This window comes from Nocardioides sp. T5 (assembly GCF_048161455.1).
Lineage (GTDB): Bacteria > Actinomycetota > Actinomycetes > Propionibacteriales > Nocardioidaceae > Nocardioides.
In genome coordinates this window covers 1-15,641 of record NZ_CP182415.1, presented here as the reverse complement: position 1 = coordinate 15,641, position 15,641 = coordinate 1, and the positions used below count along the sequence as shown (strand labels likewise).

Here is a 15,641-nt window from a genome sequence, read left to right as displayed (position 1 = left end):
AGCCGACAGCGGAGCACTCGACGAGCGTCCCGCGCTGGCCGGGAGGTGTTCAGACATTCCGTTCCTTTCGGACTACGAGCCCTGACCCGAGGTAGACGGCAAGCGCCAGCACCTCGCCGTCGTCTTCGTGTTGGCGCACCTGCGTGCGATGAATCTGGATCACAATCTGGTTCGGCTCGTTCTCCAGGTTCTCCACCAATCGGTCCCCTGGATAGAAGTCGCCGTTCGGCTGCGGCTTCAGGTCACGGCCTTGGAAGAGGTTGACGAATCCGAGGTCACCAGACCATCGGCGCTTGCGCGGAGCGTCGCCGTCCTCCATCAGCATGATCGTGGCGCTCTTCAGATGAGTGAAGCCGCGGGAGATGGCACCGGCGAACTCCTCGTGGAGCCAGCCGGGGCTGTAGTCGGGACGAGCCCACTGAGTGAAGAGGTGATCCAACGGTTCGAGTGAGTCGACGGTGAGGGTGCGAAATGCCAGCCGGCCCTGGGAGACTCGTGGCGCATCCATGAGCCCAATGTCCTCGAGGAGCCTGTAGTTGTGAGCCGTATCGGCGGCCTGGCGCGAGGGCGAGCGCATCTGATGCCATCCAAGCCCCATCGTCGACAGGGCTGAGACCACGCTCGATCGGGTAGGTGTCATGCCGTCCGGCAGCACCAGTCCGATCTCGCGTGCCCAGGTGTGAACCGACCCGCCGCTCTCGACGTGGTCGTGTAGTCGCGCGCGTAGGTCCTCTTCCGTGTGAACGATCTCGGTCAGCGATCGGATCGTCTTCTTGCTGGCGAAGAACTGGCAGTAGGGAAGGAAGTCGCCTCGGTAGCCGAATGCTCGAGCACGTTGCTCGAGAGTGTCCACCTGGGGGCTCGCGGGCCTGTTCATGTAGGTGACCGTGAGCCCCTCTACGGTGAACCCTCGATCGAGCTTGTTGCCGCCCACGAGAACATGGACCGGGGATACGTGCCAGTCGATCTTGTTGATGTCGGCCGCGCTGTTCACCAGCCATGTCATTGCCTGCGCAAGGACGAACTTTAACTTGTGCGCGAACGTCTGATCGTCGACGTCGGACGCTCCGTTCAGCACGAGGCGTTCGCGTTCCTCGGTGATTGACGCCGGGATCGTCGCAGGATCGTCGGGCATCAGCGTCTTGCGCCACTGCTCGAGCTGCCGGCGAATCAGAAACTCGTACCGCGCTTGAACGTCGTTCCGGGCGGTGGAGTGCACCAGCATGCTGATCGGCGGACTCGCTGCGTCCTTGAGGAGAAGAAGTGCAGTCCCAGCTAGGAACGACGACAAGGCCTGATGCAGGCTCTTCTGCAGTTGCAGGGGTGGCTTCTTAGACGCCTGCTCGTCCAGAAGAGGAACGTTTCGAACGACTCGGTCGGCATGGTCGATGAAGAACTGCTTGCCGCCCGTGTAGCCATCGCCTGGGGTCAGAAACTCCACGTGTTGGGGGCTGAGTATGTCGGCAGCGTCCAACATGAGCGGGGCGTAGGGCGTCGCCGTGTACTGCACGTACAGATGGCTTGGGACAGACGACCGCAACTCGCGAATGGCAGCGTAGGTCTGACTCTCAGCGTCCTTGCTGGTGTTCAGCGACGCCTGGTCCGCCTCGTCGTCAATGACGAGCACGCGCAGCTCGTCCGGAAGCTTCGCCAGTTGCTTCGATACGGCTCTGATGCGTCCGGCGTGCTTGAGCACGGGCACGAGACACACCCTGCCCATGTCGACAAAGCTGCGCAGCTTCTTGCCTGCAGCGTCGCTTGCAGGGTTCGTCTCGCTGATCCAGACGTAGTCGCTGCGGGTAGTGATCCCTAGCGACCCCTCGAGCCGCTGCTTGTTCTGATCGAGAAGCAGGTTGGTGGACCCAAGAAGAGCAACGATGACCTGGTAGCCCTCGTCAGCGGCGGCGGCAGCGAGCGCGGTGATTGAGGTCGTCTTGCCGGACTGTACGTAGCCCAGGGCAAGCACGGTTGGATCGCTTGCCTGACCTGGGTTAGGCCCGTGCTTCAGAATGGCAGAGGCTGACTCCCAGATTCGTTCGCGCGTGCGATCGTCGATGGTCGCAGCCAGGATGTCGTCCAAGCGCGTGACTTCATTACTCATCCCTGGCCCCCATCGGCTTCAACGCTCGACGCTTGGTCGCTGTCCAAGTCCCGAACCGGTTGCGCACGGTCTGGAAGGACGGACCGTCAGGCACGTTCTCGCGCCTCCACTCGTCGAAGCGATGTGCTGAGTTCGGCGCGCTTGGGTCGAGCAGATATTGACGAACGATGTTTGCGATGTCCTGATCGCTCCACTTGGACTGATAGTCACTGCGGACCGTTCGACCGGGCTCAACGCCCGCCGCTTCGCAGGCGCCCGTCCAGGATCCGTACCGCTGACCAATCCTCGGCACTGAGGGACCGGTGATCTGGCCGACCGCGAGCAGGGCGCTATAGGCGTTCGCTGTCAGCGGGTACTCGTACACCGCGGCTGCCCTCAACGCGTCCATGATCTCCTGGTCAGACCAGCGGTTCTCAGCAGCCGAGGCTCCCCACAGCCTGAGGTGCCCAAGGTCTTCGGGCCAGCACCTTGCCACCTCCACGCTCTCGATTCCGATCCGAGTGGCGACCTCTGCGACAGACCGTGGAGTCATGTCTCCAAGAAGGTCACGGATGGCGGTCGAGACGGACATCACGTCAGCCTGCTCCTGGGACTGCACCCGCTCGATCTGTGCCTGCCTTACAGATGCTGAGTCGGGACCTCCGTGCTTGCGTAGGAGTTGCCGCACTCGCTCCCGGGTGAGCCCAAACTGCTTGCCGATCTCGTCCAAGGTCCGGCCACTGCGCCGCAACTCCATCATGGCGATAACGCGCGGGGGAGGCGGCGGAGGGGGCGGAGTCCCATCCGGTGCCCAGACGAACGCGTTCTTGCCAACCTTGAAGAAGTTCTCGTCGCTCTTGACGAGAGCTCGTCCAGCCAGGCTCACATCGTTCTCGGACGGATTGAAGTCGACGATGTCGAACACTGCCTCGTAAAGCGCAGGGAGTGACAACAGCTCGTTGGGACGAGCCCGCAGCGCGGACGCGGCGGCCTCTGCGACTAACCGACGACGCTGAGAGGGCTTGGGTTGTGGTCCTCGAGTAGGGACGAACGTGGTGCCGAGAGACATGTTGGCCGACTCGTTCGGTGTCGGCCGTGCTGGCCGAGGGGTCAGCCAATCAGCGTCGAAAGGATCTGTCTGGGGAAGCGCGTCACCCATGCTTCACCGAATGCGAGTGCGAACCCAACTGCCGAACCCCCGTGTACGAACCTTTACCTTGGCGACGCTCACGATAGTTCGAACTCTCCACCTAGGCAGCCCAACCGCGAAACGCGCTGAACGACTCCTCCGGTCTTTCCCCCACCAGTCCCCCTAGAGGACCCTCTCGAAGTCGCCTAAAAAGCTCCAGAAAGCATCAAAACCGCAGGCTGACCTGCGGTTTCTCGAGTGGAGCCTACGGGACTCGAACCCGTAACCCCCTGCTTGCAAAGCAGGTGCGCTACCAATTGCGCCAAGGCCCCTGGTGGTCTCGTGACGGTCGCTGCGCGACCTCCTCGACCAGCGAGCGAGCGTCAGGCCTTCTCGACGGTGTCGGTGGCCTCGGCCCAGAGGGCCTGCTCGTTCTTGCTTTCGTCCATCTTCTTCTTCGCGGCGACCGCGCCGGCGGCGGCCAGGGCGACCAGCAGGAGCTTCTTCATGGACTCTCCTCGGGAGCGGAGCGAACGGGATGGAGTGGGCCTAGGAGGACTTGAACCTCCGACCTCTTCCTTATCAGGGAAGCGCTCTAACCGTCTGAGCTATAGGCCCGTGCAACGCCGCAAGCGGCGACGCCGAAGGTTACCTGACCGTGGTCAGGCGGTGCCAATCGAGGTGTTCAGCTCACTTCTCGTCCTCGGCGAGGGTGACCTCGATGCCGCCCAGCAGGGCGGCCGCGAGGTTGTAGAGGAAGGCGGTGAGCGTGGCGATCGCGGTGATCAGGATGACGTCGACCACCGAGACGAGGAGCGTGAAGCCCAGCACGCGTGACATCCCCACGTACTCGGTGACGTCGAAGGTGGAGTTGCCGCTGTCGCCCTCGACGATGCTCGCCACGGCGGAGTTGATCGAGTCCCACACACCGGCCGCACCGAGGACCGACCACACCATGAAGATGGCGACGAAGGTCACGACCCCGAAGGCGATGGAGAGCAGGAACGACGTCTTCATCACCGACCACGGGTCCACCCGGGTGAGCCGCAGGCGGGCCCGTCGTGGCTGGCGCCCGGGCGCACGACGCGCCCGGCTGCCGCGCGGCGAGGCGGGGCCGGAGTTGGCCCGGTGCTCCTCAGCGGCACTGGAGAGCGTGTCCTGGAGCCGTCCCGTCAGCGACCGCTTGGCGGGCTCGCCCCCGGAGGTACGGCGGGGAGTCGCGGTGCGTTCCGACATGGATCACTCACTCCTCGGTGTCGTCGTCGGCGGCGGGATCGGCAGGCGCCTCGACAGGGTCCTGCCCGTCGATTGTTGCATCGTCGACCACGTCGGGCGAAACGGCTGCGGCCTCGCGGGCGCCGGCCTCGACCTCCGCGGCGGCCTCGGATGCCTGCTCCTCGACCTCCTCGTCCTCGCGCGCCTCGACCGATCGGGCCACCACGGCGACCGTGTCGCCCTTCTTGGGCGTCACGAACTTCACGCCCTGGCTGTCGCGGCCGGTTGCACGGAAGTTGGTGTCGATCGGGCTGCGGACGACCTGCCCACCGCTCGTGATCGACAGCACCTCGTCGCCCTCCTCCACGATGAAAGCGCCGACCAGGCCGCCGCGGTCCTCGTTGGTGAGCTTGACCGCTCGGATGCCGACACCGCCACGGTTGGTGGTGCGGTAGTCGGTGATGCGGGAGCGCTTGGCGTAGCCACCGTCGGTGATCGTGAAGACGTACTGCTCCTTCACGTCGGGCAGGTCACCGGCCTCGATGTCCTGCGGCGCCTCGCCACCCTCGACGAGACGTGCCTCGGCCGCCTCCTCCGCCGCGACCTGCGCCGCCCGGATCACCGAGAGGGAGAGCACGGAGTCGTCGTCGTGCTTGAACTTCATGCCGCGCACACCGCCGGTGGCGCGACCCATGGGACGCAGCTGGTCGTCGCTGGCCTGGAAGCGGATCGCCTGGCCCTTGCGGGACACGAGCAGGATGTCGTCGTCGGCGTTGACCAGCTCGGCGCCGATCAGCTCGTCGTCGTCCTCACGGAAGTTGATGGCGATGACGCCGGCCTGGCGCGGGCTGTTGTAGTCGCCCAGCTTGGTCTTCTTCACCAGGCCGGTGCGGGTGGCGAGCACGAGGTAGGGGGCCTGCTCGTAGTCGCGGATCGCCAGCACCTGCGCGATGTCCTCGTCGGGCTGGAAGCTCAGCAGGCCGGCGACGTGGCCGCCCTTCGCGTCGCGCGCCGCCTCGGGGAGGTTGTAGGCCTTGGTGCGGTAGACGCGACCGGCGGTCGTGAAGAACAGCAGCCAGTGGTGGTTGGTGGTCGCGATGAAGTGCTGGACGACGTCGTCGCCGCGCAGCGTCGCCCCGCGTACGCCCTTGCCGCCGCGCTTCTGCAGCCGGTACTGGTCGGCCCGGGTGCGCTTGGCGTAGCCGCCGCGGGTGATGGAGACGACGAGGTCCTCGTCGGGGATCAGGTCCTCCATCGACAGGTCGCCGTCGGCGGCGATGATCTGCGTACGCCGGTCGTCGCCGTACTTGTCGGTGATCTCCTGCAGCTCGTCGGAGACGATCTGGCGCTGGCGGACCTCGTTGGCCAGGATGTCCTCGAGGTCGGCGATCTGGAGCTCGATGGCGGCGAGGTCGTCGATGATCTTCTGGCGCTGGAGCGCGGCGAGACGACGCAGCTGCATGTCGAGGATGGCGGTCGCCTGGATCTCGTCGACCTCGAGCAACTCCATCAGCCCGGTGCGCGCGTCGTCGACGTCGGGCGAGCTGCGGATGAGGGCGATGACCTCGTCGAGGGCGTCGAGCGCCTTGACGAGCCCGCGCAGGATGTGGGCGCGCTTCTCGGCCTCGGCGAGGCGGAAGCGCGTACGCCGCTGGATGACCTCGATCTGGTGGGTGACCCAGTTGGAGATGAACTGGTCGATCGGCAGGGTGCGCGGCACGCCGTCGACGAGGGCCAGCATGTTGGCCGAGAAGTTGGTCTGCAGCTCGGTGTGCTTGAAGAGGTTGTTGAGCACCACGCGGGCGACGGCGTCGCGCTTGAGGATGATCACCAGGCGCTGACCGGTGCGCGAGCTGGTGTCGTCGCGCACGTCGGAGATGCCCTGGATCCGGCCGCTGTCGGCGAGCTCGGCGATCTTGAGCGCGAGGTTGTCGGGGTTGACCATGTAGGGGAGCTCGCTGATGACGAGCATCACGCGGCCCTTGGCGTCCTCGTCGATCTCGACGACGGCACGCTGCGAGATCGAGCCGCGGCCGGTGCGGTAGGCCTGCTCGATGCCCTGGCGGCCCACGATGAGCGCGCCGTTGGGGAAGTCGGGACCCTTGATCCGCTCGACGAGCGCGTCCTGGAGCTCCTCGCGGGAGGCGTCGGGGTGCTCGAGCGCCCAGATCGCACCCTCGGCGACCTCGCGCAGGTTGTGCGGCGGGATGTTGGTGGCCATGCCGACCGCGATGCCGGCCGAGCCGTTGACCAGCAGGTTGGGGAAGCGCGAGGGCAGGATGGTCGGCTCCTGCGAGCGACCGTCGTAGTTGGGGCGGAAGTCGACGGTGTCCTCGTCGATGTCGCGCACCATCTCCATCGCCAGCGGCGCCATCCGGCACTCGGTGTACCGCATGGCGGCGGCGGAGTCGTTGCCCGGCGAGCCGAAGTTGCCCTGGCCGTTGATCAGCGGCGCCCGCAGCACCCACGGCTGCGCGAGGCGGACCATGGTGTCGTAGATCGCGGTGTCGCCGTGGGGGTGGTACTGACCCATCACGTCGCCGACGACGCGCGAGCACTTCGAGAAGCCGCGGTCGGGGCGGTAGCCGCCGTCGTACATCGCGTAGAGGATCCGCCGGTGCACGGGCTTGAGCCCGTCGCGGACGTCGGGCAGCGCGCGCCCGACGATCACGGTCATCGCGTAGTCGATGTAGGACTGCTGCATCAGCGTCTGCAGCTCGATCGGCTGGATGCGGTCGTCGCCGAACCCGAAGCCGCCTGCGCCGGTGCCGGTGGGGGTCTCAGTCATGTGGTTCTCTCCTGCGTTCTAGGGATGTCTAGGGCTGCTCGTAGAAACGGCTAGCGGCCTAGATATCCAAGAAACGGACGTCCTTGGCGTTGCGCTGGATGAAGGAGCGGCGCTGCTCGACGTCCTCGCCCATCAGGATCGAGAAGATCTCGTCGGCCTGGGCGGCGTCCTCGAGGGTCACCTGCTTCATCAGGCGCGCGTCGGGGTCCATCGTGGTCTCCCACAGCTCGTCGGCGTTCATCTCGCCGAGACCCTTGTAGCGCTGGACCGGGTTCTCCTTGGGCAGCTTCTTGCCCTGGGCCTGGCCGTCGGCGAGCAGCGCGTCGCGCTCGGCGTCGGAGTAGACGAACTCGTGATCGGCCGGCTTGTTCCACCGCAGGCGGTAGAGCGGCGGCTGCGCCATGTAGACGTAGCCGTGCTCGATGAGCGGCTTCATGAAGCGGAAGAGCAGCGTCAGCAGCAGGGTGTTGATGTGGTGGCCGTCGACGTCGGCGTCGGCCATCATCACGACCTTGTGGTAGCGCAGCTTCTCGAGGTTGAACTCCTCGTGGATGCCGGTGCCGAGCGCGGAGATGATCGCCTGGACCTCGGAGTTGGCGAGCACCTTGTCGATGCGCGCCTTCTCGACGTTGAGGATCTTGCCGCGGATCGGGAGGATCGCCTGGATGCGCGGGTCGCGGCCCTGGCGCGCGGAGCCGCCGGCCGAGTCGCCCTCCACGATGAAGACCTCGCACTCGACCGGGTTGGTCGACTGGCAGTCGCTGAGCTTGCCGGGCAGCCCGCCGCCGCCCAGGAGGCCCTTGCGTCCGCGCGCCAGCTCGCGTGCCTTGCGGGCCGCGATCCGGGCGTTGGCGGCGGCCTGCGACTTGCGCACGATGTCGCGGCCCTCGGCCGGGTTCTGCTCGAACCAGGCGCCGAGCTGGTCGTTCATGATGCGCTGGGTGAAGCCCTTGGCCTCGGTGTTGCCGAGCTTCGTCTTGGTCTGGCCCTCGAACTGGGGCTCGCCGAGCTTGATGGAGATGATCGCGGTGAGGCCCTCGCGGATGTCGTCACCCGAGACGCGGTCCTCCTTCTTCTTGATCAGCCCCCACTCCTCGCCCCAGTTGTTGACCAGCGAGGTCAGCGAGGCCCGGAAGCCCTCCTCATGGGTGCCGCCCTCGTGGGTGTTGATGTTGTTGGCGAAGGTGTGGACCGACTCGGTGTAGGAGGTGTTCCACTGCATCGCCACCTCGAGGCTCATGTGCTGGCCCAACGCACCCTCGGCGGTCTCGGCCTCGAAGGAGATGACCGTGGCGTTGGCCTTGTCCTTGCGGCGGTTGAGGTGCTCGACGTAGTCGACGAGGCCCCGGTCGTACTTGAAGATCTGCTCGAGGCCGCCCGACTCGGCACGCTTGATGGCGTCGTGGCCGGCGTTGTCGATGCTGGCGTCGACGGTGTCGTCCTGCACCGCGTCGACGCGCGACTCGGCGTCGGCACGCTCGTCGCGGATGACGAACTCGACCCCCTTGTTGAGGAACGCCATCTCGCGCAGGCGGGAGGTGATGGTCTCGAGGTTGTAGGTGGTGTGCTCGAAGATGTCCTCGGAGGCGTACCAGGTCACCGTCGTGCCGGTGCCCTCGCCCGCCTCGAGCGGACGGACCTGCGCGAGGTCGGCGTCGGGCACGCCGAGCTGGAAGGACTGGCGCCACAGGTGGCCGCGGTTCTTCACCTCCGCGACCAGGCGCGTGGACAGCGCGTTGACCACCGAGACGCCGACGCCGTGGAGACCACCGGAGACCTTGTAGCCGCCGCCGCCGAACTTGCCGCCGGCGTGGAGCATCGTCAGGGCCATCGTCAGCGCCGGCATGTCCTGGCCCGGGGCGGTGTCGGTGGGGATGCCGCGACCGTTGTCCTCGACGCGTACGCCGCCGTCGGACTGCAGCGTCAGCACGATGCGGGTCGCGTAGCCGGCGAGTGCCTCGTCGACACCGTTGTCCACGATCTCCCAGATCAGGTGGTGCAGGCCGCGCTCGCCCGTGGACCCGATGTACATGCCGGGGCGCTTGCGCACCGCCTCGAGGCCCTCGAGCACCTGGATCGCGGAGGCGTCGTACTCCACGCTGCCGTCGACGGCGGTCGTGGACCGCTTCTCCTCGACCGCCTCCTCGACGGCCGCGGCCAGCGCCTCGGCGCGCTCGGTCTCCGACGGGCTGTCGGGGACCTGGGGATCGGGAGCGGAACCGGGAGCGGCGTCGGTGGTGGCCGGGGTGGACTCGTGGTTCTCTTCGCTCAAGGCACAGCCTTCTGCTCGTCGCCCCGGACGCGGTCCGAGGGCGTTCGACATGAGTCGAGTCGCGGCGGTTGCGGGGCAACACAGCGTGCGACTCGTGGTTCCCACATTACCCGTCAGGACGCCTCAAACGAAGCATCAGCCCCCGGTTGGGGATGGATCGGTCCGAAAAAAAGCCCTCAGCGGGCCCGTGAGGGGCTGTCAGCCGGTCGAACAGGGGGGTCGGTGGGCCCCCATGTGGTCCAGCGGCTCCCAGATCGGCAGATCGCGGCTCTCGCGTATTCGTCCGGCTCAGCCGTAGGTGTCGCGCGGGCCGCGGCCGTCGCGGCTCGACAGCCGGCCCTTGGTCCAGCTGGGCAGGTGCGGGCCGAGCACCTCGATCACGGTGACCGTGCCGTGCCCGAGCTCGGTGTTGAGACGGCGTACGACGGCGGGCGCGAGCAGCTTGAGCTGGGTGGCCCACGCGGTCGAGTCGGTGCGCACCACCAGCCGGCCGTCGTCGAAGGACTCCGGCGTGCAGTGGTCGGCCACCTCGTCGCCCACGAGATCGGTCCACCGGCCGAAGACCCCCTGGACCTTGAGGTCGAGCTCCCACCCGTGGTTGGCGATCAGGCGACCCATCGCCTGCTCGAGCAGCTGCGGGTCGCGGTCGTCGGGCCGCGCACCGGACGACTTCGTGAACGTCCGACGCCGAAAGGTCGAGGACTTCCTCGGTGACCGGCCACCCGGGGTGGCGGCCGCCGCACGGGCGGCCGCACGGGCCAGGTCGAGGCCGTCGGCGTGGTGCTCCTCCGCGACGGGCTCGGGGGTCTCGGAGATCTCGGGAGTCCCGGGGGTCTCCTCGGGGGACGGGCCGTCACTCGTCACGGGTCACCGTCCCGTCGGCGACGAGGTAGCGGACCCCCTGCAGCGCTGCGGGCACGTCGGCGGCGACCGCGGCCGTGACCAGCACCTGCTCGGCGCCGGCGACGAGCTCCGCGAGCTGCTGGCGGCGCTCGGTGTCGAGCTCGGCGAAGACGTCGTCGAGGACCAGGATCGGGTCGTCGCCGTCGGCGCGCAGCAGGTCGTACGACGCCAGCCGGAGAGCGAGCGCGAACGACCACGACTCCCCGTGCGAGGCGTAGCCCTTGACCGGCAAGCGGAGCTGGGGGTCGCCGAGGGTGAGCAGCAGGTCGTCGCGGTGCGGCCCGACGAGCGAGATCCCGCGATCGAGCTCCTCCTTGCGCCGGGCGGCGACGGCGTCGAGCAGCGCCTGCTGCAGGTCGCCCTCGGCGGGAACCTCGATGCTGGCCTTGTACTCGAGGTCGGCGTCGTCACGGCTCGCGCCGCGGGCGACCGCCTCGTAGGCCTTGCCGAGGTAGGGACGCAGGTCCTCGACCAGCCGCAGCCGGGCGCCGAGGACCTCGGCGCCGACCCGGGCCAGGTTGTCGTCCCAGATCTCGAGGGTCGACATCGCCGCGTCGCGCGAGGATCCCCGCGCGATGCCGGCGGTCTTGAGCAGGCTGTTGCGCTGCCTGAGCACCCGGTCGTAGTCGGCCCGCACGCCGGCCAGGCGCGGTGAGCGGAGGATCAGCAGGTCGTCGAGGAACTTGCGCCGGTCCGACGGGTCGCCCTTCACCAGCGTGAGGTCGTCGGGGGAGAAGACCACCGTGCGCACGAGTCCGACGATCTCGCGGGGGCGCGGCAGCGGGGAGCGGTTGATCCGGGCACGGTTGGCGCGCCCCGGGTTGAGCTCGACCTCGAGCAGCGCCGGGCGCCCCTCCTTCACCACCGACGCGCGGACGATCGCCTGGTCGGTGCCGGCACGCACCAGCGGGGCGTCGGTCGCCACGCGGTGCGAGGAGAGACGCGACAGGTAGTCGATGGCCTCGACGAGGTTGGTCTTGCCCTGGCCGTTGCGTCCGATGAACGCCGTCGCCCCCGGCTCCAGCGCGACGTCGAGGTCGGCGTAGGAGCGGAAGTCGTGCAGGGTCAGGTGCGCGACGTGCACGGGGTCATCAGCTCTCGCCGGTCTCCTCGGCGCTGCCCGCGCCGGCCTTCTTCGCCGTCTCGGACTGCTCGGCGCCCGACGTGCCCTCGGCGTCGCCGCCCTTGGGCGCCGCGGAGCGGACCGCGTGGCCACCGAACTGGTTGCGCATCGCGGCGACGGCCTTCATCGTCGGCGAGTCGTCCTGGCGGGAGACGAAGCGGGCGTAGAGCGCGGCCGTGATCGCCGGGGTGGCCACGGCGTGCTCGATGCCGGCCTCGACGGTCCAGCGCCCCTCGCCGGAGTCCTCGGCGTAGCCGGCGACCTGCGACAGGCCGGGGTCGTCGTCGAGCGCGGTGACCATGAGGTCGAGCAGCCAGGAGCGGATGACCGTGCCCTCGCGCCAGGAGCGGAAGACCTCGGTGACGTTGTCGGTCAGCTCGGCCTTGTCGAGGAGCTCCCAGCCCTCGGCGTAGGCCTGCATGATCGCGTACTCGATGCCGTTGTGGACCATCTTCGAGAAGTGCCCGGCGCCGACCTTGCCCGCGTGCACCGACCCGAACTCGCCCTCGGGCTTGAGCGCGTCGAAGGCCGGCTGGACCTTCGCGATGTCGTCGGCGTCGCCGCCGTACATCAGGGCGTAGCCGTTCTCCAGGCCCCACACGCCGCCGGAGACGCCGCAGTCGACGTAGCCGACCTGCTTCTCCGCGAGGAGCTCGGCGTTGGCGATGTCGTCGGTCCACCGGGAGTTGCCGCCGTCGACGACCACGTCGCCCTCGCCCAGCAGGGCGGCGAGCTCCTTGATCGTCGCGCGCGTCGGGTCGCCCGCGGGCACCATGACCCACACGACCTTGGGGCTGGGCAGCGCTTCGACCAGCGCTTCGAGCGAGTCGACGTCGCTGACGTCGGGGTTGCGGTCGTAGCCCACGACCGTGAGTCCCGCGCGGCGCATGCGCTCGCGCATGTTGCCGCCCATCTTGCCGAGCCCGACGAGTCCGATGTCCATGTGAGCGACCCTAGCCGTGCACGAGGAACGAGTGAACGGCGCGGGGTCGTCAGGTTGAGCAAGCCCGCGACCGAGGAACGAGGTCGCGACAGGCGCGTCGAAACCCCTCCACCCGGGTCAGGACCTCAGCTCAGCAACCGCCGCGGCATCAGCAGGTAGCGGAACGACCCGGTGTCGTCGTCGGCGTCGGTGCCCGAGATGACCACGGGCTTGGTCGCCTGGGTGAACGCCAGGTCGACCATCTCGCCGTCGATGGCGCTGAGGCCGTCGAGGAGGAACTGCGGGTTGAAGCCGGTGGTCAGGTCGTCACCGGTGATGTCGGCGTCGACGGCTTCGGTGGCCATCGCCTCGTCGCCGGAGCCGGCGTCGAGCACGATCTGGTTGTCACCGAACTTCATCTGGACCGCGGTGTTGCGCTCGGCCACGAGGGCGACGCGCTTGACGGTCTCGATGAGCTCGGCCTTGCTGACCTTGGCCACGGTCAGGTGCTCGGCCGGGAAGAGCGAGCGGACCTTGGGGAACTCGCCGTCGAGCAGCCGGGTCGTCGTACGACGCACGCCGCCGAGGCCGGTGCCCTCGAAGCCGATCAGCCCCTCGCCGGCGCCGCTCGCGCTGAGGGCGATGGTCACCTCGGCACCGGAGGTGAGGGACTTCGCGGTGTCGCCGAGCACCTTGGCCGGCACCAGCGCGGCGACCGACTCGTCGGGGGACTGGGGGTTCCACGTGAGCTCGCGGTGCGAGAGGCGGAACCGGTCGGTCGCGAGGAGCGCCATCGTCGAGCCGTCGATCTCGATGCGGACGCCGGTGAGCACGGGCAGCATGTCGTCACGTCCGGCGGCGGTGACGGCCTGCGCGACCGCGTGGGCGAAGTCGGCGCTGGAGACGGTGCCGGTGGCGGACGGCATCTCGGGGAGGGTCGGGTAGTCGGAGACGGGCATCGTCTGGAGGCTGAAGCGCGCGGATCCGCAGGTCAGCGAGACGCGCGGGCCCTCGAGGGTGAGCTCGACCGGCTTGGCGGGGAGGCTGCGGCAGATGTCGGCCAGGAGCCGGCCGCTGACGAGCGCACGACCTTCGTCGTTGACCTCCGCAGAGAGGGTGGCCCGCGCCGACGTCTCGTAGTCGAAGGTGGAGAGCACCAGGCCGGCGTCGCTCGCCTCGATCAGCAGACCGGCCAGCACGGGCGAGCTGGGACGGACCGGGAGGCTGCGAGCAGCCCAGGCAACGGCATCGGCGAAGACGTCGCGTTCGACGCGGAACTTCACAAGGGTCTCCTCGACGAGAGGTGGTGCGGGCAACGAGCACCGGCAGGCAGGCAGAACCCACACGTGCGCGTGGGAAGTGCATCCTGCCACGCGTGCTCGGGTGGCGGCAGGGTTGTCCCCAAGGCAGGGTCGGTCAGGCGTTGATGGGAGATCGGTCCAGTCTTGAGGTTCATAGTCGTCATAGGGTCCGTGGAAACTGTGGACAAGTCAGGTTTGTGCAGGTCAGGGGGCTGAAACCCTGTGTACGACGGGTGTGGATGCGGAGCTGGCCGGCTGCCGGGCATGTGGACCGGCGGGCGATCCGTGTGGTTCGTCCCGAGGCATCCACAGGGGCTGGGGATGAACGGGCCGACGGAATCACATGTTCTCCACACGCGTCGCCCCTCGGTGGGGGCGCACCAAAGAACCCGCTACCGCGGCTTCGGGCGTCGTGCGTGGCTGGGACGGGGCGCGTCAGGCCTGGCGTGCCTGCATCTTCACGCGGTTGGTGAGCTCGCTGACCTGGTTGAAGACGGCCCGGCGCTCGGCGAGGAGCTGGCGGATCTTGCGGTCGGCGTACATCACGGTCGTGTGGTCGCGGCCGCCGAACTCGCGCCCGATCTGCGGAAGCGACATGGACGTCAGCTCGCGGCACAGGTACATGCCGATCTGCCGGGCCATGACCAGGTGGCGCCCGCGCGAGGGGCCGGTGAGGTCCTCGAGCGAGACCCCGAAGTAGGCCGCGGTCTGGGCGATGATCAGCGCGTGCGTGATCTCGGGCTCGCCGCCCTCGGGGATCAGGTCCTTGAGGACGATCTCGGCCAGGGTCATGTCGACCTCCTGGCGGTTGAGGTTGGCGAACGCCGTCACGCGGATCAGCGCGCCCTCGAGCTCACGGATGTTGGTCTGGATCTTGGAGGCGATGAACTCCAGCACGTCCGGCGGCGCCGTCAGGCGGTCCATCGCGGCCTTCTTGCGCAGGATCGCGATGCGGGTCTCGAGGTCCGGCGGCTGGACGTCGGTGATGAGCCCCCACTCGAAGCGGTTGCGCAGGCGGTCCTCCAGGGCCTCGAGCCGCTTGGGCGCGCGGTCGGAGGTCAGCACGATCTGCTTGTTGGCGTTGTGGAGGGTGTTGAACGTGTGGAAGAACTCTTCCTGGGTCTGCGTCTTGCCCTCGAGGAACTGGATGTCGTCGATCAGCAGCACGTCGACGTCGCGGTAGCGCCGCTTGAACCGGTCCTGCCGGTCGTCGCGGATCGCGTTGATGAACTCGTTGGTGAACTCCTCCGACGAGACGTAGCGCACCTTGGCGTTGCTGTAGAGGCTGCGGACGTAGTGGCCGATCGCGTGCAGCAGGTGCGTCTTGCCCAGCCCGGACTCGCCGTAGACCAGCAGCGGGTTGTAGGCCTTGCCCGGCGCCTCGGCCACGGCGACGGCCGCGGCGTGGGGGAACCGGTTCGACGAGCCGATGACGAAGGTCTCGAACGTGTACTTCGGGTTGAGGCGGGTCTCCAGGGCGGAGGGCCGTCGCTCGGCGCCGGCACCTCCAGCGTTGAGGGGTTCGTAGGTGTCGACGGCGACGGGGGCGGGCGGCTCGAACGGCGCCGTACGGTCATTTGTCGACAAGGAGACAGATCCATCTGTCGCTTCGTCGATCTGTGGCTGCGCCTCCGCCTCGAGGGCGGGGTTCACCGTGACCAGCATCCGGATCTCGCGACCGAAGCCCTCGGTCAGCGCGTCCTCGATGTGGTTGCGCAGCCGGCCCTCGAGCTGGTTGCGGGTGAAGTCGTTGGGGACCGCGATGATCGCGGTGTTCTCGTGCAGCGTCATCGGCACGCTCGGCCGCAGCCAGGCGCGCTGGTTGGGCTGGAGGTCCTCGACGATCTGCTGCCACGCCGTCCCGAGATCTACCTGCTGGTCGTCCACCCGGACCGCCTTCGCTTCCAC

Annotated in this window: 11 protein-coding genes and 2 tRNA genes; all 13 read right to left on the bottom strand. The window is 68.0% G+C overall.

The genetic code is table 11. The features are described 5' to 3' along the window. Positions 1 to 49 precede the first annotated feature (49 nt). Entirely contained in the window at positions 50 to 2,080 is a 2,031-nt protein-coding gene (locus tag ACNKF0_RS00065) for a Z1 domain-containing protein (RefSeq protein ID WP_416954960.1), read from the bottom strand. Positions 2,081 to 2,093: 13 nt separating this feature from the next. Next, on the bottom strand, positions 2,094 to 3,005 hold the full coding sequence (locus tag ACNKF0_RS00060) for a sigma factor-like helix-turn-helix DNA-binding protein (RefSeq protein WP_416954959.1): 912 nt from the start codon (positions 3,003 to 3,005) through the stop codon (positions 2,094 to 2,096). A gap of 463 nt (positions 3,006 to 3,468) precedes the next feature. Next, positions 3,469 to 3,541 (bottom strand) — tRNA-Ala (locus ACNKF0_RS00055). Positions 3,542 to 3,592: 51 nt separating this feature from the next. Continuing rightward, positions 3,593 to 3,718: a DLW-39 family protein gene (locus ACNKF0_RS00050; protein WP_299930317.1), complete on the bottom strand. Its 126-nt coding sequence runs from the start codon at positions 3,716 to 3,718 to the stop codon at positions 3,593 to 3,595. Between the two features lie 35 nt (positions 3,719 to 3,753). Then, a tRNA-Ile gene (locus tag ACNKF0_RS00045) sits at positions 3,754 to 3,827 on the bottom strand. A 72-nt stretch (positions 3,828 to 3,899) separates the two neighbouring features. Beyond that, positions 3,900 to 4,445, bottom strand: coding sequence for a DUF3566 domain-containing protein (locus ACNKF0_RS00040; protein ID WP_416954958.1), 546 nt, complete (start codon positions 4,443 to 4,445; stop codon positions 3,900 to 3,902). Between the two features lie 7 nt (positions 4,446 to 4,452). Then, positions 4,453 to 7,212, bottom strand: coding sequence for a DNA gyrase subunit A (gyrA, locus tag ACNKF0_RS00035; protein ID WP_416954957.1), 2,760 nt, complete (start codon positions 7,210 to 7,212; stop codon positions 4,453 to 4,455). 58 nt (positions 7,213 to 7,270) lie between these two features. After that, complete coding sequence (gyrB, locus tag ACNKF0_RS00030; RefSeq protein WP_416958620.1) at positions 7,271 to 9,373, bottom strand: DNA topoisomerase (ATP-hydrolyzing) subunit B; 2,103 nt, start codon at positions 9,371 to 9,373, stop codon at positions 7,271 to 7,273. 399 nt (positions 9,374 to 9,772) lie between these two features. Further along, positions 9,773 to 10,348: a DUF721 domain-containing protein gene (locus ACNKF0_RS00025; RefSeq protein ID WP_416954956.1), complete on the bottom strand. Its 576-nt coding sequence runs from the start codon at positions 10,346 to 10,348 to the stop codon at positions 9,773 to 9,775. Beyond that, a complete protein-coding gene (gene recF / locus ACNKF0_RS00020; protein WP_416954955.1) occupies positions 10,338 to 11,471 on the bottom strand; it encodes a DNA replication/repair protein RecF in 1,134 nt (377 codons plus the stop codon). The genes ACNKF0_RS00025 and recF overlap by 11 nt, the downstream gene beginning before the upstream one ends. A 7-nt stretch (positions 11,472 to 11,478) precedes the next feature. Then, positions 11,479 to 12,453 carry a phosphogluconate dehydrogenase (NAD(+)-dependent, decarboxylating) gene (gene gnd, locus ACNKF0_RS00015; protein WP_416954954.1) on the bottom strand — a complete coding sequence of 325 codons (975 nt, stop codon included), beginning with the start codon at positions 12,451 to 12,453 and terminating at the stop codon, positions 11,479 to 11,481. A gap of 125 nt (positions 12,454 to 12,578) precedes the next feature. Beyond that, positions 12,579 to 13,715, bottom strand: coding sequence for a DNA polymerase III subunit beta (gene dnaN, locus ACNKF0_RS00010; RefSeq protein ID WP_299930300.1), 1,137 nt, complete (start codon positions 13,713 to 13,715; stop codon positions 12,579 to 12,581). Between the two features lie 453 nt (positions 13,716 to 14,168). Next, a complete protein-coding gene (dnaA, locus tag ACNKF0_RS00005; RefSeq protein ID WP_416954953.1) occupies positions 14,169 to 15,620 on the bottom strand; it encodes a chromosomal replication initiator protein DnaA in 1,452 nt (483 codons plus the stop codon). Positions 15,621 to 15,641: the final 21 nt, after the last annotated feature.

Bases quoted from the DNA above. Each gene is read 5' to 3' on its own strand.
- ACNKF0_RS00050 (WP_299930317.1), bottom strand. From the start codon at position 3,718: ATGAAGAAGCTCCTGCTGGTCGCCCTGGCCGCCGCCGGCGCGGTCGCC.
- ACNKF0_RS00040 (WP_416954958.1), bottom strand. From the start codon at position 4,445: ATGTCGGAACGCACCGCGACTCCCCGCCGTACCTCCGGGGGCGAGCCC.
- gyrA (WP_416954957.1), bottom strand. From the start codon at position 7,212: ATGACTGAGACCCCCACCGGCACCGGCGCAGGCGGCTTCGGGTTCGGC.
- gnd (WP_416954954.1), bottom strand. From the start codon at position 12,453: ATGGACATCGGACTCGTCGGGCTCGGCAAGATGGGCGGCAACATGCGC.